Consider the following 18,216-nt stretch of genomic DNA (forward strand, 5'->3'; position numbering starts at 1 on the left):
ATCGGGATCACCGCCGTGCCTGTCGTCGTGGCTCAGCGCGCCGCGCCACATCGGGGCGGGCGGCACGGGCGCACGACGTAGACGTTCGAGGGCGCGCGAAACATCCCGCCATCCGTCGGCGCCACCGCGCGCCGGATCCCGCGGAGAGTGTGGAGGATCGATCTGCGACGGCACCGGTCGGCAGAGGCGCCGGCACGCCCGCATCGCGCCAGTCGAACACGGCACGTCGCACGTATTGACGGATGCCGGAACGGCAACGCTGTTCCCGAACCTCAGAACCCGGGACGGGTGAGAGAGCCGAAAACTCAGTTCGATCAAGATGTTGGTAAGTGAATGGCTCCCCGAGCAGGACTCGAACCTGCGACAAGGCGATTAACAGTCGCCTGCTCTACCAACTGAGCTATCGGGGATCACGAGGGGGTCTCTACACACCGGGATGGCGGGACGCAAGGGCCTCGATGCACGATCCGCGTCCAAACCGACGCGCTGCGCCCCCCGACACAGCGCGTGGCGCCTCCCGCGGAGGTCGGGAGGCCCGGAATGTGACTGATCGGCAACATCGTCGCCGAGGCCCGTCGCCGGCTCTGCCGGTCCGCGGCCGGTGGAAGTCATCCGTCTGTCGTCTCCCGCTCCTACGGGGACCGCCTGCCGGCGCGCCGGTGTGACGACCCTGCTGCTATGCCAACCCATCGCTGCCTCGACCCACAGGACCCCTACGCCGAACGCGAGGTGCGCGTCGCCTTCGAGTGGAGCGCCGACCATCCCCGCCTGATCGCGGCCCTGGACGAGCACGAGGCCGATATCCTCCCCGACCTCGTGGAGGCCCAGCGCGACGATCTCCGTCGCGAGATCGTGGCCGCCCTACCGCTTCCGGAGCCGTGCATCCCAGGTCGGACCGAGATCCGCCTGCCGTGATCGCCGACCCGTGTCCCGCGCGGTCGGGCGCGCGGCGATCCAGCTTCGTCCGGGCGAAACAGTCCTCCTGCCTGCCGGCGCATCTGCCGACAGCGCTCGCGAGACTGAACTGACAATCCGGCACCGGCCGAGATCCGCGAATTCTTCCTCCGATGAGCCTCTGGATGCTGAGGTTGAGCCGGGCTGCGCGATGGCAAAGATCTCGGATCTTCGGAGTATAAGATAAATGTTTTTGCCGGCTATATTTACCTGTTCAAAAAGATTTGCTTCGATATAGCTGCGGTCACACGAATCTCTGGCCAGAAGCGGCTCGTCGCCATGCGCATCTCACTCGGCCTGAAGCTCTCCGCGGTGATCGGGCTGCTGGCCCTGGTGGCGATCGGCATCGCTGCCTTCGCGGTTCGACAATCGAACTGGGAGCAGGAGCGGGCGGCCGCCACCGACCGGATCTGGAACGCCGGCCTTCAGGCGGGCGCCCTGGGGCAGGCGATCGAGCACGCGGTGGTGCAGGCTACGGCCCTCTACACCGCGGAAGACACGACCGAGGCGCGCACACGGTTGTCGGCGCTCCACGACGCCCTCGCCACCGTGGAGCAGGTGCGGGTGCCCTTCCTCGAGGCCATGGAGGATCAGCTCCCCGCCGACCGTCGGCGGCGGTTCGACCTCTTCGTCAAGGAATTCGTCGCCTACCAGACCGATACGGCCGAACTCGGTCTCACGGTCTCGCCCAAGGCCGCGCTGATCCAGGCGACCGACGAGGCAACCGTGAAGAACCGCGAGCGCATGGTCGCCGAGATCGGCATTCTCGGACGGGAGGTGCTGAACCGCCTGAACGCCCGTCGCGCCGCGGACGCGGCCGACCGCCGTCGGGCGCGGATCACCCTGGTGGCCGTGCCGGCCGCGGGGCTGGCGTTCGGCCTCCTCGCGGCGATCTGGATCATCGTGAGCCAGGTGCGGCGGCCGCTGCATCGGCTCAAGGAGGGGATGACGGCGCTCGCCGCCAACGATCTCGGCCGCGCGATCCCGTTCACGCACCGCCGCGACGAGATCGGCGAGATGGCCGCCGCCATCGCGGCGTTCCAGACGGCGCTGATCGAGAAGCGCGACCTCGACGCCGAGGCGCAGGCGCGGCGCGACCGCGACCGCAGCCGGGCGGAGGCCCTGGCCGCGGCCACGCGCACCTTCGAGGCCGAGACGCACCGCGCCGTCACCGATCTCGCCGACTCGGCCGAGGCGATGCAGGCGGCGGCCGACACGCTCTCGGGCAACGCGGGCGCGATGGCGGCCGAGTCGGCCGTCGTCGCCGGAGCGTCGCAGCAGAGCGCGGGCCTCGTCGACAGCATCGCCAGCGCGGCCGAGGAACTCTCGGCCTCGGCGCGGGAGATCGAGGCGCGGGTCCGTCACACCAGCGCGATCGCCACCTCGGCCCTCTCCGACACGCAAGGGCTCAAGGAGACGGTGATGAGCCTCTCGCAGGCGGCCGAGGAGATCGGCGCCGTGGTCACGCTGATCCGCGAGGTGGCCGAGCAGACGAACCTCCTCGCGCTCAACGCCACGATCGAGGCGGCCCGCGCGGGCGCCGCGGGGCGGGGCTTCGCGGTGGTCGCCGCGGAGGTGAAGGCGCTGGCCGGCCAGACGGCGCTCGCCACCGACCGCATCACCGGGCAGGTCGGGGCGATCCAGGGGGCCGCCGGGCGCACGGTCGGCGCCATCGGCACGATCGGCGAGACCATCGCCCGGATGAGCCTGATCGCCTCCGAGGTCGCGGACGCCACCGACCAGCAGGGGCAGGCCAGCCAGGAGATCGCGCGGGCGATCTTCGGCGCGGCCGCGGAGGCCCGGCAGGTCTCCGAGAGCGTGGCGGGCGTTCAGGCCGCGGCCGCGTCCAACGAGGCGCAGGCCGGGCAGGTGCGCGGCAGCGCCGCCCGGGTCAATGCCGGGACCCACAGCCTGCAGCGGGCGATCGAGACCTTCATGGTGCAGGTCCACGGCGCCTGACGGGCGCGCACCGGCCCGTCACGGCCGGCACAATTTGTCTGGGAAGGATGGAGGCCTCGCCCGGAATCGAACCGGGGTGCAAGGATTTGCAGTCCTCTGCGTAACCACTCCGCCACGAGGCCTTCCCGAACGGCGCTGCCGTCCCGTCCGGAGCTTGGCGGACAGCTCCGGGTGCGCGTCTCTAGCAGAGGTCGGCGGTCGCAGGCAACGGCCCCGAGGCCCGGATCGCGCGGACCGCGTCAGCTCTGCCAGACCCGCGGCATCGGCAGGCCGCGGTAGCCCGCGAGGAAGCGGGCGACGAGCCCGCGCAGGGGCCCGACCGCGTCGCCCAGCGCGCGGACCGCCAGATGGCCGTTCCAGGCGCTCGCCGCCGCCGTCGTCCCGTGCGACGCGGCCTCGGCCAGCCGGGTCCGCGCCTCCTCGAGGCGCGCCTCCGCCCCGGCGGAGAGGTCGAGGATCGTCGCGCAGGCGCGGGCGCCGCCGCCGATGGCCGGGCGAGCGAGGTGGTCGCTGATCGGCCCCTCCAGCAGGAGGTCGTCGGCGTAGGCGAGGCGCCCGCCCCGGCGGATCCGCCAGGAATCCGCGAACAGCCCGTCGCCGATCCGCTCGCCCCGGGCGGCGCGGCCGAACGCCACGACCTCCACGGCGAGCAGCGCGGCCCCCTCGGCGAGATCGGCCACGAAGCGCCGCCGCACCCGGGCCCGATCGAACAGGATCGTCTCCTGCGGCAACCAGGCGAGGCCGGCCCCCTCCCCCAGATTCAGCGTGTTGACGATGCGGCTCACGGGGCCGTCAGAGCGATAGATCTTCTCGGCCGCCGTCGTGGTCAGAACCAGCTCGGCCCCCGGTTCGAGCGTGAGGTCGATGGCGAAGGTGTCGCCGCAGGCGACGCCGCCCGCCGTGTTGACGAGAACCGCCTCCGGCGCGCCGGTGCCCCGGGGGAAGCGCAGCCGCGACGGCCCGGCTTCTGCCAGATCCAGGATGCGCGTCGCGCCGCCCGGACGGGCCAGTCCGACACGCAGCTGGACGCGCCCGTCCGAGCGCTGGCGCGCGGGCGCGGTCATCTCGGGCGCGGATGAGGGCGCGAGAGGGCCGTGCATCAGGCGCGCCCGGCCGGCTCTGCCGGCACGGCCTCGATCGGCAGGGTCGGCCGGTCGAGGATGCGCCGGCCGAACAGGCTGGCCACCAGCTCGACCAGCACCCGGGCGCTGCGGCCGCGCTCGTCGAGGAAGGGGTTGAGCTCCACCACGTCGAGGGAGCGGACCAGACCGGAATCGTGGAGCATCTCCATGATCAGATGGGCCTCCCGGAAGGTGGCGCCGCCCGGAACGGTGGTGCCCACGGCCGGGGCGATCGACGGATCGAGGAAGTCGATGTCGAGGCTGACATGGAGGTGCGCGCCCCGCGCGGCGACGCGGTCGAGCACCCGCCGCAGGGGCGCCACGACGCCGAACTCGTCGATCGTGCGCATGTCGGTGACGCCGACCCGGCGCGCCGTCACGAGGGCGCGCTCGCCGGCATCGATCGACCGGAGGCCGAACAGGTGGACGTCGGCGGGCGGCAGGGGCGCCGGCGCCGGCTCGGCGAAGAGCGGCGGGAAGCCCGGCTCGCCGCACAGGGCGGCGAGCGGCATGCCGTGGACGTTGCCGGAGGGCGAGGTCGCCGGCGTGTTGAAGTCGGCGTGGGCGTCGAGCCAGAGGACGAAGACGGGCTGGCCGCGCCGCGCGCAGTGCCGCATCACCCCGTCGACGGAGCCCAGGGACAGGCTGTGGTCGCCGCCGGCGGTCAGCGGCAGCGCCCCCGCGTCGAGGGCGTCCTCCACGGCGCGGGACAGCGCCCGCGTCCAGGCGGCGACACCGTCCAGCCCGCGCGTTCCGGCGGGCCCGTCCGGGGCGACGTCGCCGCGATCCGTGATCGCGTGGCCGAGTTCGGCGAGCGCCCGCACCAGCCCGGCCGTGCGCAGGGCCGCCGGGCCCATGAGGGCGCCGGCCTCGCTGGTCCCGACCTCGATCGGGGCCCCGATCAGCGCGATGCTGCGCGCCCGGTCCGGCTGGTCTTCGCCGCTCATCCCACCTCCATCGCCGTCGCGAAGCGCCCGTGCTCCGCGGTCGCTCTACCACCCGGACTCATAACCGGCCGATGATGCCGACCGCGAGACGGGATCGGCCAGCAAGATCCGTGACGGTGTGTCCGGGGCGGCCGCGGGACGACGGGCTGGCCGAAACGGGCTGGCCGAAACGGGCTGGCCGAAACTTGGCCGGATGCCGCGCATCCCTCAACGCCGCGCGGGCGTCCGTGACGACCCGCGCGGCGAAATCTTGCCGAAACGGGCGCTCGACCATTCACAACTTGGAATCATGGTGCCCAGACTGTTCTTTAAGTTGTATGTTCCGCGTGTGATCAAGTTTTGAGCGGTGTATCGGTGTTTACGAGATTTTTATAAGGATTGGGCGATTGGTTCACGTCAAACCAATCTTCCAAAGAATACAGGGGCATCATGATCTCGCTATCGCGGCTGAGCACGCGCCTTCCCGCGACGACCGTCGGCCTGGCGCTCCTGAGCGCCACCGCCATGGGCGGATTCAGCTGGTACTCGGCGCGGGCGGGTCTGATGACCGCGGCCCACGAGCGCCTCGAACTCGCCGCGGCGGCGCGCCGGGACGCGATCGAGCTGGTGGCGGATCGGGCGCAGGCCGACTTCCTGGCGGTGGCGGCCCACCCGCAGATCGTCTCGAACTTCCCCGACCTGCTCGAGAACCTCGACCCGGCGAAGCCCGACACCGAGAGCGTCATCGCGGCGTTCCGCGCGCCGCAGACCGCCGAGGCGCGGGTCGCCCTCGACGGCAGCGGCATGTCGTCGATGTATGCCCGCCGGCACGTCAAGGTTCAGGAGGTGGCGCGCAAGCTCGTCGCCCAGCCGGGCTACGCCGACCTGATGTTCATCGATGACAACGGCCGGATCGACTACACCACGACGAAGGGCGCCGATTTCGGCAAAGCGGTCACGGAGGACGGCTTGGCGGGGACGGCGCTCGCACGCCTCGTCGAGCGCCTGAAATCCGCCGACCCGGGCGCGGTCCTGTACGAGGATTTCGCCGCCTACCCGGTGGACGGGGTCCCGGCCGCCTTCCTCGGCCGCGCCATGACCAAGCGGGCCAACGTCGCCATGGGCACCGCGCAGGCGGCCGAGCGGATCGGCTTCATCGTCATGCGGGTCACGCCCGCCCTGTTCGACCAGACGCTGTCGAAGCGGACCGGTCTCGGCGACACGGGCCAGATCCTGGCGGTCGGCGCGGACGGCCTCCTGCGCAGCAACCCGCCGCTGAACCCCGGCGTGCGTGCCGGCGCGGGCCTCGCCGGGATCGGCCTCGCCGCCGACCGGGTCAAGGCCGGCGGTCCCGTCGACTTCGCGGCGGAGAACGGCACCCACATGGCGGCCGCCTCGCCGGTGACCGTCCTGGGCGCGCCCTGGACGGTGGTGGCGGAGCAGACCCAGGCCGAGGCGATCGACGCGGTCCAGGCCCTGTCGCGCACGCTGATCCTGACCGGCCTGTTCGTGCTCGCCGGAACGGCCCTGCTCGGCCTGCTGCTCGCCCGCTCGATCGTGGCGCCGCTCGGTGCCCTCACCCGCGCCCTCAAGGCCCTCGCCGATCGCCAGGCGCTGACCGACGTGCCGGGCAGCAAGCGGCGGGACGAGATCGGCGACATCGCCCGCGCCGTGGTCACGATCCGCGACATGTCGCTGGAGGAGGCCGCCCAGCAGCTCCAGACCACCGAGGCCGCGCGCCTGCGCGAGGAGCAGAGCCGGCGCGCCATGCTCAAGCAGCTGGCCGACGGCTTCGAGCACTCGGTCGGCGGCATCGTCGAGGGCCTGACCGGCGCCGTCACGGAGCTTCAGGGCGCCTCGGACACGATGCGCGCCGCGGTCTCCAGCACCTCCGAGCGCTCGACCAGCGTCGCCGGGGCCGCGCAGCAGACCTCCGACAACGTCAACACCGTGGCGGCCGCGGCCGAGGAACTCGGCGCGACCGTCCAGGAGATCGGCCGGCAGGTCGAGCAAGCCGCCGGCATGTCCGCCACCGCCGTCGGCGAGGCCCGCCGGGCCGAGCAGACCATGACCGACCTCGCCGCCGCCGCGACGCGCATCGGCGACGTGGTCGGCATGGTCTCGACCATCGCCGGGCAGACGAACCTGCTGGCGCTCAACGCCACGATCGAGGCCGCCCGCGCCGGCGAGGCGGGCCGCGGCTTCGCGGTGGTCGCCGCCGAGGTCAAGGAACTCGCCGCGCAGACCACCCGCGCCACCGAGGAGATCAGCCGTCAGGTCGCCTCGATCCAGACGGTCACGGGCGACGCGGCCGGGGCGATCCAGGGCATCACCGCCCAGATCGAGGCGATGAACCAAGTGTCGACCAGCATCGCCGCCGCGGTGGACCAGCAGGGCGTCACCACGCAGGACATCGTGCGCAGCATGGGGCAGGCGTCGGCCGGCACCGGCACGATGACCCTGGAGATCGCCGAGGTCGCGCGGGTCGCTGGCGATGCCGGCGAGGCCGCGGACTCGGTCGCGCAGGCGTCCGACTCGCTGGCGACGCGCTCGGAGCAGCTCCGCGCCGAGGTGGCGCAGTTCCTCCGCAACGTGCGGGCGGCGTAGAAGCGGACGGGACCCGAGGCGGCCTCAGGCCGCCTCGGCCGGGAGCGGCGCGGGCTTCTGCGCCGCGCGCGCCGCGAAGGCCTGGGCGGCCAGGGGCAGCTCGATCGCCACGCAGAGCCCGCCCTCGGGGCGGTTCTCCAGCCGCAGGCGCCCGTTATGGGCCTCGACGACGGCCTGCACGATCGAGAGGCCGAGTCCGAAGCCGCTGGCCTCGTTGAGATTGCGCGCCCGGTCGCCGCGCACGAAGGGCTGGAGCATCGCCTCACGCTCCGCCTCTGGGATCCCCGGGCCGTTGTCCAGGATGCAGACCCGGACGCCGCGCTCGGAGGCCTCCATCTGCACGTCGGCTCGGCCGCCGTACTTCACGGCGTTGTCCACGAGGTTGGTCACCGCCCGCTGGAGTTCCTCGGGCCGCCCCTGGACCAGGACGTGCCGGCTGCGGCTGACGCTGACCGGGGCGCCGAAATCCGAGAAGTCGTCGCAGACCGTCTGCACCACCGAGGCGAGATCCACGAGGCTGTGGCTGTTCGCGTCGCGGATCTGGCCGTCGCGCACGAAGGAGAGCGCCGCCTCGACGAGGCCGTTCATCTGGTCGAGGTCGCGCAGGGTCGAGGCCCGGGCGTTCTCGTCCTCGATGAACTCGGCGCGCAGGCGCAGCCGGGTGATCGGCGTGCGCAGGTCGTGGCTGATCGCCGCCAGCATCTGCGTCCGGTCGTCGATCAGGCGGCGGACGCGCGACCGCATCCGGTCCAGCGCCCGGGACACGGCGAGCACCTCGCGCGGCCCCGCCTCCGGCAGCGCCACGTGGTCGTCGCGGGCGCCGAAGGCTTCCGCCGCGCCCGCGAGCCGCTTCAGCGGCGCCGTGAGGGCGCGCGTGGCCCAGACGCAGAGCAGCGCCAGCGTCAGCGCCAGGAACACCACGGTGAAGATCAGCGCCCCCTGGCGGGGCCCCCTCAGAGGATCGTTCGGCAGCGTCGCCTGGACCCGCACACCCGCCGGCGTGACGATGCCGATATGGAGGCGGCCGTCCGACTTGTCGCGCGCCGGGTCAGCCGCGGCGAGGTCGGTGATCGTGACCGGCCGGCCGGCGCCGTAGCGCAGCTTGCGGATCACCGGCAGGTCGGGGGCCGGCTTCGCACCCGGCGGCACCGTCCCGTCCCAGGGCTCGACTTGGATCAGCGGCAGGCTGCGGCCGCTCGCCAGCAGCGCCGGTCGCGCCGCCGGGTCGGCGGCGTCCATGAGTCTCACCAGAACGCCGAGGCGGCTCGCGGCCACGCCCGGCAGCGTGTCGGGATTCTGCGACTCGTGCAGCATCAGGAACGCCGCGGTGGCGACCACGTGCGCCACCGCGATACCGGCGACCACGAGCAGCGCGATCTGGCCCGCGATGGTCTTCGGACGCAGCCGCGCGCGGAGCCGCTCCAGCCCGCTCATGACCGCGTGACCTCGGGCGTGAACAGGTAGCCTCCGGAGCGGATCGTGCGGATGAATTCGGGGTTGCGGGTGTCGCGCTCGATCTTCTGGCGGATCCGGGAGATCAGCACGTCGATGCTCCGCTCGAACGGGCCCGCGGCGCGGCCCTGGGTGAGGTCGAGGAGCTGGTCCCGGGACAGCACCCGCCCCGGCCGGAGGCACAGGGCGTGGAGGAGGTCGAACTCCGCACCGGTGATCGAGATCCGCGCACCCTCGGGCGAGAGGACCTGACGCAGGGAGACGTCCAGCGTCCAGCCCGAGAAGTGCAGGCGCCGCCGCTCGTCGGCGTCCGGCGCCTCGGCGGCGACCCGGCGCAGGATGGCGCGGATGCGGGCGAGCAGCTCCCGCGGGTTGAACGGCTTGGCGAGGTAGTCGTCGGCGCCGAGTTCGAGGCCGAGGATCCGGTCCACGTCCTCGGATTTCGCGGTCAGGATCAGGATCGGGATCTGCGAGGTGCCGCGCAGGCGCCTGCACAGGCTCAACCCGTCCTCGCCGGGAAGCATCAGGTCGAGCACGATGAGGTCGATCCGCGCTTCCGCCAGGACCCGGTCCATGTCGGCGCCGTCGCCGGCCAGCGTGACGCGGCAATCGTTGCCGCGCAGGTAGCGCGCGATCAGCGCCGAGATCTCCCGATCGTCCTCGACGACGAGGATGTGGGGTGTTGCGGGTGCGCTCATCGCGAAGGAGTCGGTCTGCGGTTCGGCCTGCATCATCAAGCTATTATGACCCCGTCCGCCGATTATTCGAAGATGGGGCACGGAACCATTTTGTAAGCGCGTGTTTCCCGCACGGACCTGAACTGAGTTGCCGCACGGCGTCACATCACAGGGGAGAACGATGACCGGAACCGAGGATCGGAAGGACCTGATCGCGCCGCGGCCGCCGGAACTCGCCTCGCCCTGGCACACCGAGGCGCGGGCGGCGCTGCAGGAAGAGGCCCGCGCCTTCGCCCGCGACACCGTCCTGCCGCTGGCCGACGAACTCGACCGTCACAAGGCCGAGATGCCGCGGACGCTCATCGACGCCATGGCCGAGAAGGGCTGGTTCGGGATCACGATCCCGGCGGAGCACGGCGGGCTGGGGCTCGGCGTGTTCGAGTACTGCCTCGTTTCGGAGGAGCTGGCCCGGGCCTGGCTGTCCGTGGGCAGCATCCTGGCCCGCGGCCAGGGCCTCGGCACCCAGACCCTCGACCCGGAGCGCCGGGCGGAGCTGCTCCGGCGCTCGGCCCGGGGGCAGTGGATCGGCTCGATCTCCCTGTCGGAGCCCGATGCCGGGTCCGACCTCGCCGGCGTGCAGACCCGCGCGGTGCGCGACGGCGACCGGTGGCGGCTCACCGGGACCAAGCGCTGGGCCGGCTTCGCCAAGGGCGCCGACTTCATCGAGGTCCTGGCCCGGACCCGCGACCCGGAGCCGGGCGAGTCGCGCTCCGCCGGCCTCGAGCCGTTCCTCGTGCTCAAGGAGCGCGATAGCTTCCCGCCCGGCGTGACCGGCCGGGTGATCGACAAGATCGGCTATCACGGCTTCCAGACCTTCGAGCTGAGCCTGGAGGACGTGTGCGTGCCCGAAAGCGACCGGCTCACCGGGCTCTACGGCGACCAGGGGGCGGACGCCGATTCCGGCGGGTTCGCCGCCGTCCAGCGCGGCCTCAACATCGCCCGGGTGCACACGGCGGCCCGGGCCGTCGGCGTCGCCCGCGCGGCGGTCGAGGATTGCCAGAGCTACCTGCAGGAGCGCGTCCAGTTCGGACACCCGATCGGTGACTTCCAGGCGCTGCGCTTCGCGCTGGCCGACATGGCCGCCGAGGTCGCGCAGGCGCGGGCCTTCTGGCATCAGGCCGCCCACCTCCTCGACCAGGGCGAGGCCGCCGAGATCGAGTCGGCGATGGTGAAGCTCTTGGCCACCGAGATGGCGGTTCGGGTCACCAACCAAGCGATGCAGCTCCACGGCGGCAACGGCTACACCACCGAGCGCCGGGTCGAGCGCTACTGGCGCGACGCGCGGCTGACGACGATCTTCGAGGGCACGAGCGAGATCCAGCGCCGGATCATCAGTGACCGTATGCTGCCGCGGCCCGGGGCCTGACCGACCGGGAGCGATCGCGCGCGGCCGTGCGGCGAATCGTCGATCGGGACTCCCCGCCCGGCGCCGCCCGGCTACCTCAGGACTCTGTCCTGCCCGGCGGACCGGGTGCCGCCATCCGGAAGCCCCGTGTCGAAGCCCATCAGCGATTACGCCCTCATCGGTGACACCCATTCCTGCGCGCTGATCGCCCGCGACGGCTCGATCGACTGGCTGTGCTGGCCGCGTCACGATTCGCCGGCGCTGTTCGTGAAGCTCCTCGACGACGAGCAGGGCGGATCGTGCAGCCTCGCCCTCGACGGCCCGACCGGGAGCGCGCGCCGCTACCTGCCGGACACCAACATCCTGGATACGACCTTCACCACGGAGACCGGCCGGGCGCGCCTCGTCGACTTGATGCCCGTCAACCCGCCGAGCCCGGAGCCCGACGAGGGGCCGGACGGCGAGAGCGAGAGCCGCCTGATCCGGCTGCTGACCTGCGAGCAGGGCCGGGTCTCGGGCGTGTTCCGGATCCGTCCGACCTTCGACTACGCCCGCCGCCCGTGCACCCCGCTGGTCGAGGGCGGGTCGGTCCTGTTCGAGGCCGGGGACTGGCGCGTGCGGGTCAACGCGCACGCGCGCCCGACCCTCGCGGGCGACGCGGCCGAGGTCCGCTTCGACCTCGCGGAGGGCGAGACCGCCTACCTGGTCCTGACCCACGGCGAGGATCAGGACGAGGCCTGCATCGAAGATTTCTCCGGCGCTCAAAGGCGGCTGGAGTCGACCGCCGATTACTGGCGCCGCTGGTGCGCCCGGAGCACCTATCGCGGCGCCTACCGGGACGCGGTGATGCGGTCCGCCCTGTGCCTGAAGCTGCTGACCTACTCGCCCTCGGGCGGGATCGTCGCGGCGGCCACGGCCGGCCTGCCCGAGGCGGTTCCGGGCAACCGCAACTACGATTACCGCTTCACCTGGATGCGGGACGCCGCCTTCACGGTCACCGCCTTCGTGATGCTGGGCTACGTCCGCGAGGCGTCCGAGTTCCTGCGCTTCCTGCGCGAGCGCGACGGCACCTTCGGGCGGGAGACGCGGCTCATGTACGGCATCGCCGGCGACATGCAGCCGGAGGAGGAATTGAGCCACCTCGCCGGCTGGAACGGCGTGGGGCCGGTGGTGATCGGCAACATCGCCGAGTGCCAGGACCAGCACGACATCTACGGCGAGCTGATCCGGGCGCTGTGCGTCTTCCTCGAGGCGGTCGATTACGACCCGCCCGAGAAGGTCAACGACCGGCTGCCGGAGGTGCTGGACAACCTCACCGCTCGGGCCATCCGCCACCGCCACGACGCGGATAACGGCATCTGGGAGCTGCGCACCGGGCCGCGCCAGCAGGTCCACACCAAGGCGATGCTCTGGGTCGCGCTGCGGGACGCGGCCCGGATCGCCCGCAACATCGCGGGCGTGCCGGAGGCGAAGATCGCCGAGTGGGAGCGGATCGCCGCCGAGATCCGGTCGGAATACCTGGAGAAGGGCTGGAACGCCGAGAAGCGGGCCTATGTCGGCGCCTACGATTCGCACCACCTCGACGCCGCGGTCCTGCGCGTCGCCCTGTTCGGGGCCCTCGACCCGCGGGAGCCGCGCATGCGCGAGACCCTGACGGCGGTCGAGCGCGAACTGGGCGTCGGCGACCTGATCTACCGCTACCGCATGGAGGACGGGCTGGAGGGCGACGAGGGCACGTTCACGGCCTGCGCGTTCTGGCGGGTCGGCTGCCTCGCCCTCGATGGGCGGACCGGAGAGGCCAGGGCCGCCTTCGAGCGGCTGATCGCCCGGTGCAACGATGTCGGGCTGCTCGCCGAGGAGATCGACCCGGCCACCGGGGCGCAGCGCGGGAACACGCCGCAGGGCTTCTCCCACATGGCCCTGATCAACGCCGCGCTGCGGCTGGAGGACAGCATCGCGCGCTTCGGCGTGGACGACGGGGCGGAGACCGTCACGCGGTCGGCCGCCGAGTAGCGGCGCCCCGGCCCCCGGCACGGGCCGGTCCACGCCACGTCGCCGTTGACAAAGCGAGTGTCGCTGGCGTGGCAGCGGGCGGCCGGTCCGGCGATGGTAGTTTCGGGGCCTGAATGGCTCCGGAGGTCCCATGCTCGACGTGACGCCGACCCCTCTGCAGCGTCTCTGGCGCGAGCGCCGTCGCGGCTACAGCCTGCCGGCCAAGTTCTACCTGAGCCCCGAAGTCTTCAAGGCCGACATGGCGGTCATCTTCGGCCGCTACTGGATCTACGTCGGCGTCGAGCCCGACGTGCCGGAGGCCGGCGACGTCATGGTCGTCGACATCGGCAAGACCTCGGTGGCGATCGTCCGGGACGACGACGGCGCCGTGCGGGCCTTCCACGATAGCGCCTACGATCCCGCCGGCCGCGCCGCCGGGATCGCCGCGGCCCTGACAGCGCTCGATCCGCGCCACGTCCTGTTCCCCGAATCCCTCGACGGCGGCGACGTCGCCCGCCGGGTCGCGGTCCGGCTTGGCGCGCCGCTGTTCACCAGGCCGAGGGCGTCTCCGCCTCCGGGCTGATCCGCCCGGCGCGCGGCCGCAGCGTCGAGCAGCGGGCCGCGCCCGGGCTGCTCGCCACCGTCGCCCCCGACGCGGTGGCCGAGTATGCCGGCCCGCCCCGGGAGGCGCGGCCGCTGGCGGTCGCGACGGCGGAGCCCGCGCCCGCCCGGACGGCGATCCTCTCGGCGCAGCGCGTCCCGGCCGACCCGGCCACGGTGCCGCTCGCGCTCGCCGAGTTCGTCACCGCCGCGGGCAACGGCGTCACCGACCTCGACGCGTTCCGGCAGCTGGTCGCGGCGCTCCGCGCGACCCCGGGCGCGAGCCGGGTCCTGTGCGACTCCGGGCTGATGCCGCGTCGGACCCAGGTCGGCGCCTCCGGCACCGTCCTGGCGGCGACCTGCTACCTCGCCCTCGGCATCTCGGGGGCGCCGCAGCACCTGCAGGGTATCGCGGGCTGCGAGCACGTCGTGGCGGTCAACACCGACCTGCACGCGGCGATGATCGAGCGGGCGGGCCTCGCCATCGTGCAGGACGCGCAGGCGGTCATGCCCGCCCTGCTGCAGCTGCTGGCCGAGGAAGCCGCGTGCCCGGTGGGCAGCGCGTGACCAGCGTCGTGCTCCTCTCCGCGGGACGGCATCCGGTCTCGGGCGCGACGGCCCTGCCGCGGCTGGAGGCCCAGGCGATTCGCCTCGCGACGGGCCTCGGCGAGGCCGTGGGCCTCCACGCCGGGCCGGACGCCGCCGCCGTCGCGGACGCGCTGGGCCACGGCCTGTCCCGGATCGTGCACGTCCCCGTGCCGGCGGGCGTCGATCCGGTGCCGGCTCTCGTCGCGCGCCTCGCGACGATGGCGCCCGGCCTGATCCTCGCGGGCCGGCGCGGCCAGGGGGGCGACGAGACCGGGATGGTTCCCTACGCGGTCGCGCAGGCCCTCGGCTGCCTCCTGATCCCCGACATCGTCGCCCTCGCGGCCGGCGATGCGGGCGCCCTGTCCCTCGACCAGACCCTCGGCCGCGGTGCCCGCCGCCGCGTAAGCCTGCGCGGGCCGGTCCTGGCCACGATCCATGCCGACGCGCCCGCGCCGCTCCCCTTCGCCTACGGGCAGGCGCGGCGCGGCGTGATCGAGACCGTCGCGGACGACCCGGCCGCGGCCGCCGCCCCCGTCCCGGTCTTCGAGGAACGCCCCTATCGCCGCCGGCCGAAACTCGTGAAAGGTGCGCCGTCCGGCGGCTCGGCGGCGGAGCGGCTGAAGGCGGCGACCGGCGAGGCGGCGTCCGTCGGCGGGCGCCTGCTCGTGCGGCCCGAGCCCGACGAGGCCGCCCGGGAGATTCTGACTCACTTGCGCCGGATCGGCGTCCTCGGTCCGCCGGCCCGCGAATCTCGATGAGGAACCCGATGGCTATGACCTCCGACGATCTCCTGGCCCGGCTGCGCGCGCTCGGGGTCGCCTACAAGCTCTACGAGCACGCGCCGGTCCTGACCGTCGAGGCGATGATGGCGGCCTGCGGCGACATCGTCGGCGCGCACACCAAGAACCTGTTCCTTCGCGACGGCAAGAAGACGTACTTCCTCGTCACCCTCCGTCACGACGCCCAGGTGGACCTGAAGGCGTTCCGGGCCGTCCTCGGCGCGCGGGGCGGCCTGTCCTTCGCCAGTGCCGAGGCGCTCGGCGCGCAGCTCGGCGTCGCGAGCGGCGCGGTGTCGCCGCTCGCCGCCCTCAACGCCGCGCCGGGCAGCGTGCGGATCGTCGTCCAGGACAGCCTGCTCGCGGAGGCGCGGATCAACGTCCATCCCCTGGTGAGCACGCGCACCCTCAACCTCGCGCCCGACGACCTGCTGGCCGCGCTCCGCGCGGAGGGTCACGCGCCGGAGCCGTTCGCGCTGCCGGAGGCGTCGCAGGCGGCCTGACACGGTCCCCTGCGAGGCCGCGCGGGACGTCGCGCTCAGCAGGCGGCGACGTTGACCGCGAGGCCGCCGAGGGAGGTTTCCTTGTACTTGGCCTGCATGTCGTGGCCGGTCTGGCGCATCGTCTCGATGACCTGATCGAGGCTGACGAAATGCACCCCGTCGCCGTGGAGGGCGAGGGATGCGGCCGCCACCGCCTTGTTGGCACCGAAGGCGTTGCGCTCGATGCAGGGGATCTGGACGAGCCCCCCGATCGGGTCGCAGGTCATGCCCAGATGGTGCTCCATGGCGATCTCGGCGGCGTTGGCGACCTGCCGCGCGTCGCCCCCGAGGACGGACGCGAGCCCGGCCGCCGCCATGGCGGCCGCGGAGCCGACCTCGCCCTGGCAGCCGACCTCGGCGCCCGAGATCGAGGCCCGGCGCTTGATCAGACCGCCGATCGCCGCGGCGGCGAGGAGGTAGTCGCGGCCGCGCGCCTCGCTCCAGCCGGGATAGAAGTCGACGATGTAGCGCAGCACCGCCGGCACGATCCCGGCCGCACCGTTGGTCGGCGCCGTGACGATCCGGCCGCCGGACGCGTTCTCCTCGTTCACCGCCAGGGCGAACAGGCTGATCCAGTCCATGATCTCGTGGGCCGGCCGGCTGTTCGTGAGGCGGTTCGCCTCGAGGGTCTCGTGCAGGCGCTTCGCGCGCCGCCGGACCCTGAGGCCGCCGGGCAGCTCGCCGTCCATGCGCAGGCCGCGACTGATGCAGGCCAGCATGGCGTCGCGGACGGCGTCGAGCCCGGCCTCGATCTCCGCCTCGGTGCGCAGAGCGCGCTCGTTGGCCATCTGGACCTGCGGGATGGTGAGGCCGGTCTCGGCGCAGACCCGCAGCAGGTCGGCACCGCTCTCGAACGGGTGGGGCACCGCGACGGCGCCGAGGCCGCCGGTCTCCCCCGCCCCCTCCTCCTCGACGAAGCCGCCGCCGACCGAGTAGCAGACCACCTCGTCCAGCACGGCGCCGTCGGCGTCCAGGGCGTGGAAGCGCATGCCGTTGGTGTGGCGGGGCAGGACCTCGGCGAAGTTGAAGACAAGGTCCTTCGTCGTGTCGAAGGCGACGCCCGGCAGGCCGATGGCGCCGGTCTCGGCCAGGGTTCGCGTGTAGCCCGTCACGGCGTCCGGATCGACGGTCGCGGGCTCGTGGCCGAGCAGGCCGAGGAAGATCGCCACGTCGGTGCCGTGGCCGCGCCCGGTCCAGGCGAGGGAGCCGAAGATCTCCGCGGACACCCGCGCGACGCCGGCCCGGCCGGCGACGCGGTCGCGGAAGCGGCGCGCGGCCACCATGGGCCCGATCGTGTGGGAACTCGACGGGCCGATCCCGATCTTGAACAGATCGAAGGCGCTGATCATCGCGCGGCGGCTCTCTCCAGCGGGCCGGCCCCGAAGGCGGCTTCCTGCAGCAAGCCATACACGTAGGTCGCGAAGGACCGCCAGCACTCAACCCGGTATGTCGGGACCGGGCCGGGGCGACGGATCAGCACGATCTCGGCCTTGCCGAGGAGCGTGCGGGTGGCGCTGCCCGCCGGGAAGGCGGCGTCGCCGAGGTCGAGGGGGCAGCCGGCGTTGAGGGCGATCGCGGCCGCGTCCCCGCGGACGTCGATCCCGACATTGCGGTGCGACACGTCCACGAGGGCGTGCGTCCGGCCGGCGAGGTCGGTGCTCACGGCGGCGGCAAGGATGTCGGCATCGGTCTCGGGCGCGCCGATCAGCCACTCGTCGGGGCCGAGGCGGGCGATCCACCGGGTCTCGTCGCCCGACAGGGTGTTGATCGGGCGGTCGAGGGGGAAACCGGCCGCCGACGTGCGGGGACCGCGCAGGCGCAGGGAGAAGCGCGCCTCGGCCGCGGCCGGCCGGATCAGGAGGCCGGCGCCGACCGGCGCGGGCGCTTCGGTGCGGCCGAGCGGGAGCGCCCGGGCGGTGCGGTAGCGGGCCTCAAGCATGGATGCGCTCCCCTTGGGATCGAAGGACACCGGCTCGGCCACGGTGGCGGTGGTGAAGCCGTCCGGGGTCGTGACGTGGAGGGTCCGGCCGAGCCGGTCGCGCCCGCCCGCCACGAGGGCCAGCGCGATGGAGCGCTCGCAATTCGCGCTCCAGTAGCTCGACGTCACGTGGCCGAGCATCCGCATCGGGATCGGTTGGTTCGGGTCGGCGACGACCTGCGCGCCCTCGTCGAGGACGCATCTCGGGTCGTCGGTGACGAGCCCGATCAGCTGCTTGCGGCCGGAGGCGACCACGTCGGGCCGGGCGAGTGAGCGCTTGCCGACGAAGTCCGTCTTCGCCTTGGCGATCATGCCGGCCATCCCGACATCGTCCGGGGTGACGGTCCCGTCCGTCTCCTGACCGACGATGATGTAGCCCTTCTCGGCCCGGAGCACGTGCATCGTCTCGGTCCCGGGTCGCGAGGCCCTCGCGCAGCTCCAGCCGAAGATCTTGCTCGCGCCCGCTAAGGTAATACGGCCCATTTGGTTACGATCTCTGCGATCTATTGCATTTTACAGTCGTCGATTATTACCCTGAGCTGAGCGAGCTTTTTATCAATGACAATGAAAAGTTACCGGCGGCCCGCTCACGGGCTTACCTTTCTGCGACGATTTCTGGCGGGAAGACGACACCTCCGG

Annotated in this window: 13 protein-coding genes, 2 tRNA genes and 3 pseudogenes; 9 read left to right on the plus strand and 9 right to left on the minus strand. The window is 72.7% G+C overall.

Annotated elements, in window-relative coordinates; genetic code table 11:
* Positions 1 to 334 precede the first annotated feature (334 nt).
* Positions 335 to 410: transfer RNA gene (locus BLW78_RS03360), tRNA-Asn, on the minus strand.
* Positions 411 to 678: 268 nt separating this feature from the next.
* Between BLW78_RS03360 and BLW78_RS03365 the strand changes: the two genes are divergently transcribed.
* Both BLW78_RS03365 and BLW78_RS03370 read left to right on the plus strand, forming a co-directional pair.
* Positions 679 to 915: a hypothetical protein gene (locus BLW78_RS03365; protein WP_056527886.1), complete on the plus strand. Its 237-nt coding sequence runs from the start codon at positions 679 to 681 to the stop codon at positions 913 to 915.
* A gap of 318 nt (positions 916 to 1,233) precedes the next feature.
* Entirely contained in the window at positions 1,234 to 2,913 is a 1,680-nt protein-coding gene (locus BLW78_RS03370; RefSeq protein WP_091676669.1) for a methyl-accepting chemotaxis protein, read from the plus strand.
* Positions 2,914 to 2,961: 48 nt separating this feature from the next.
* Here BLW78_RS03370 and BLW78_RS03375 read toward each other — a convergent pair.
* The 3 genes from BLW78_RS03375 to rocF all read right to left on the minus strand — a co-directional run bounded on the left by BLW78_RS03375 (position 2,962) and on the right by rocF (position 4,981).
* Positions 2,962 to 3,035: transfer RNA gene (locus BLW78_RS03375), tRNA-Cys, on the minus strand.
* A 117-nt stretch (positions 3,036 to 3,152) separates the two neighbouring features.
* On the minus strand, positions 3,153 to 4,013 hold the full coding sequence (locus BLW78_RS03380) for an urease accessory protein UreD (protein ID WP_091676672.1): 861 nt from the start codon (positions 4,011 to 4,013) through the stop codon (positions 3,153 to 3,155).
* Positions 4,013 to 4,981 (minus strand): arginase, encoded by a 969-nt coding sequence (rocF, locus tag BLW78_RS03385; protein ID WP_091676674.1) that lies wholly within the window; start codon positions 4,979 to 4,981, stop codon positions 4,013 to 4,015. Before rocF ends, BLW78_RS03380 begins: the two co-directional genes overlap by 1 nt.
* Before the next feature lie 429 nt (positions 4,982 to 5,410).
* Between rocF and BLW78_RS03390 the strand changes: the two genes are divergently transcribed.
* On the plus strand, positions 5,411 to 7,567 hold the full coding sequence (locus tag BLW78_RS03390) for a methyl-accepting chemotaxis protein (RefSeq protein WP_091676677.1): 2,157 nt from the start codon (positions 5,411 to 5,413) through the stop codon (positions 7,565 to 7,567).
* A 24-nt stretch (positions 7,568 to 7,591) separates the two neighbouring features.
* Here BLW78_RS03390 and BLW78_RS03395 read toward each other — a convergent pair whose 3' ends face one another.
* On the minus strand, positions 7,592 to 9,001 hold the full coding sequence (locus BLW78_RS03395; RefSeq protein WP_091676679.1) for an ATP-binding protein: 1,410 nt from the start codon (positions 8,999 to 9,001) through the stop codon (positions 7,592 to 7,594).
* Positions 8,998 to 9,753 carry a response regulator gene (locus BLW78_RS03400; protein WP_020092151.1) on the minus strand — a complete coding sequence of 252 codons (756 nt, stop codon included), beginning with the start codon at positions 9,751 to 9,753 and terminating at the stop codon, positions 8,998 to 9,000. Before BLW78_RS03400 ends, BLW78_RS03395 begins: the two co-directional genes overlap by 4 nt.
* A gap of 124 nt (positions 9,754 to 9,877) precedes the next feature.
* Here BLW78_RS03400 and BLW78_RS03405 point away from each other — a divergent pair, with 124 nt between their 5' ends.
* From BLW78_RS03405 to BLW78_RS03430, 6 genes and pseudogenes are all read left to right on the plus strand, one after another.
* A complete protein-coding gene (locus BLW78_RS03405; protein WP_091676681.1) occupies positions 9,878 to 11,122 on the plus strand; it encodes an acyl-CoA dehydrogenase family protein in 1,245 nt (414 codons plus the stop codon).
* A gap of 126 nt (positions 11,123 to 11,248) precedes the next feature.
* Entirely contained in the window at positions 11,249 to 13,114 is a 1,866-nt protein-coding gene (locus BLW78_RS03410) for a glycoside hydrolase family 15 protein (protein ID WP_091676684.1), read from the plus strand.
* A 130-nt stretch (positions 13,115 to 13,244) separates the two neighbouring features.
* A pseudogene (locus tag BLW78_RS03415) lies at positions 13,245 to 13,499 on the plus strand (aromatic ring-hydroxylating dioxygenase subunit alpha); the annotation flags it as partial.
* A 6-nt stretch (positions 13,500 to 13,505) separates the two neighbouring features.
* A pseudogene (locus BLW78_RS03420) lies at positions 13,506 to 14,260 on the plus strand (electron transfer flavoprotein subunit alpha/FixB family protein); the annotation flags it as partial.
* The gene (locus BLW78_RS03425; protein WP_091677192.1) at positions 14,257 to 15,039 is read left to right on the plus strand and encodes an adenine nucleotide alpha hydrolase family protein; all 783 of its coding nucleotides are present in this window, start codon (positions 14,257 to 14,259) and stop codon (positions 15,037 to 15,039) included. The pseudogene BLW78_RS03420 and the gene BLW78_RS03425, both read left to right, overlap by 4 nt.
* Positions 15,040 to 15,047: 8 nt before the next feature.
* Positions 15,048 to 15,560, plus strand: a complete 513-nt coding sequence (locus BLW78_RS03430) for a prolyl-tRNA synthetase associated domain-containing protein (protein WP_091676685.1) — start codon at positions 15,048 to 15,050, stop codon at positions 15,558 to 15,560.
* 35 nt (positions 15,561 to 15,595) lie between these two features.
* Here BLW78_RS03430 and BLW78_RS03435 read toward each other — a convergent pair whose 3' ends face one another.
* The 3 genes and pseudogenes from BLW78_RS03435 to BLW78_RS03445 form a co-directional block, all read right to left on the minus strand.
* Positions 15,596 to 16,948 carry an L-serine ammonia-lyase gene (locus BLW78_RS03435; protein ID WP_091676688.1) on the minus strand — a complete coding sequence of 451 codons (1,353 nt, stop codon included), beginning with the start codon at positions 16,946 to 16,948 and terminating at the stop codon, positions 15,596 to 15,598.
* The gene (locus BLW78_RS03440; protein ID WP_091676690.1) at positions 16,945 to 17,538 is read right to left on the minus strand and encodes a sarcosine oxidase subunit gamma; all 594 of its coding nucleotides are present in this window, start codon (positions 17,536 to 17,538) and stop codon (positions 16,945 to 16,947) included. The genes BLW78_RS03435 and BLW78_RS03440 overlap by 4 nt, the downstream gene beginning before the upstream one ends.
* Positions 17,531 to 17,991 (minus strand): annotated as a pseudogene (locus tag BLW78_RS03445) (glycine cleavage T C-terminal barrel domain-containing protein); the annotation flags it as partial. The gene BLW78_RS03440 and the pseudogene BLW78_RS03445, both read right to left, overlap by 8 nt.
* Positions 17,992 to 18,216 lie beyond the last annotated feature (225 nt).

This window comes from Methylobacterium sp. 275MFSha3.1 (assembly GCF_900108435.1).
GTDB lineage: Bacteria > Pseudomonadota > Alphaproteobacteria > Rhizobiales > Beijerinckiaceae > Methylobacterium.

Coding starts and splice junctions, on each gene's coding strand:
- BLW78_RS03435 (WP_091676688.1), bottom strand. CDS start 16,948: ATGATCAGCGCCTTCGATCTGTTCAAGATCGGGATCGGCCCGTCGAGT.
- BLW78_RS03395 (WP_091676679.1), bottom strand. CDS start 9,001: ATGAGCGGGCTGGAGCGGCTCCGCGCGCGGCTGCGTCCGAAGACCATC.
- rocF (WP_091676674.1), bottom strand. CDS start 4,981: ATGAGCGGCGAAGACCAGCCGGACCGGGCGCGCAGCATCGCGCTGATC.
- BLW78_RS03365 (WP_056527886.1), top strand. CDS start 679: ATGCCAACCCATCGCTGCCTCGACCCACAGGACCCCTACGCCGAACGC.
- BLW78_RS03380 (WP_091676672.1), bottom strand. CDS start 4,013: ATGCACGGCCCTCTCGCGCCCTCATCCGCGCCCGAGATGACCGCGCCC.
- BLW78_RS03405 (WP_091676681.1), top strand. CDS start 9,878: ATGACCGGAACCGAGGATCGGAAGGACCTGATCGCGCCGCGGCCGCCG.
- BLW78_RS03440 (WP_091676690.1), bottom strand. CDS start 17,538: ATGCTTGAGGCCCGCTACCGCACCGCCCGGGCGCTCCCGCTCGGCCGC.
- BLW78_RS03390 (WP_091676677.1), top strand. CDS start 5,411: ATGATCTCGCTATCGCGGCTGAGCACGCGCCTTCCCGCGACGACCGTC.
- BLW78_RS03370 (WP_091676669.1), top strand. CDS start 1,234: ATGCGCATCTCACTCGGCCTGAAGCTCTCCGCGGTGATCGGGCTGCTG.
- BLW78_RS03430 (WP_091676685.1), top strand. CDS start 15,048: ATGGCTATGACCTCCGACGATCTCCTGGCCCGGCTGCGCGCGCTCGGG.
- BLW78_RS03400 (WP_020092151.1), bottom strand. CDS start 9,753: ATGATGCAGGCCGAACCGCAGACCGACTCCTTCGCGATGAGCGCACCC.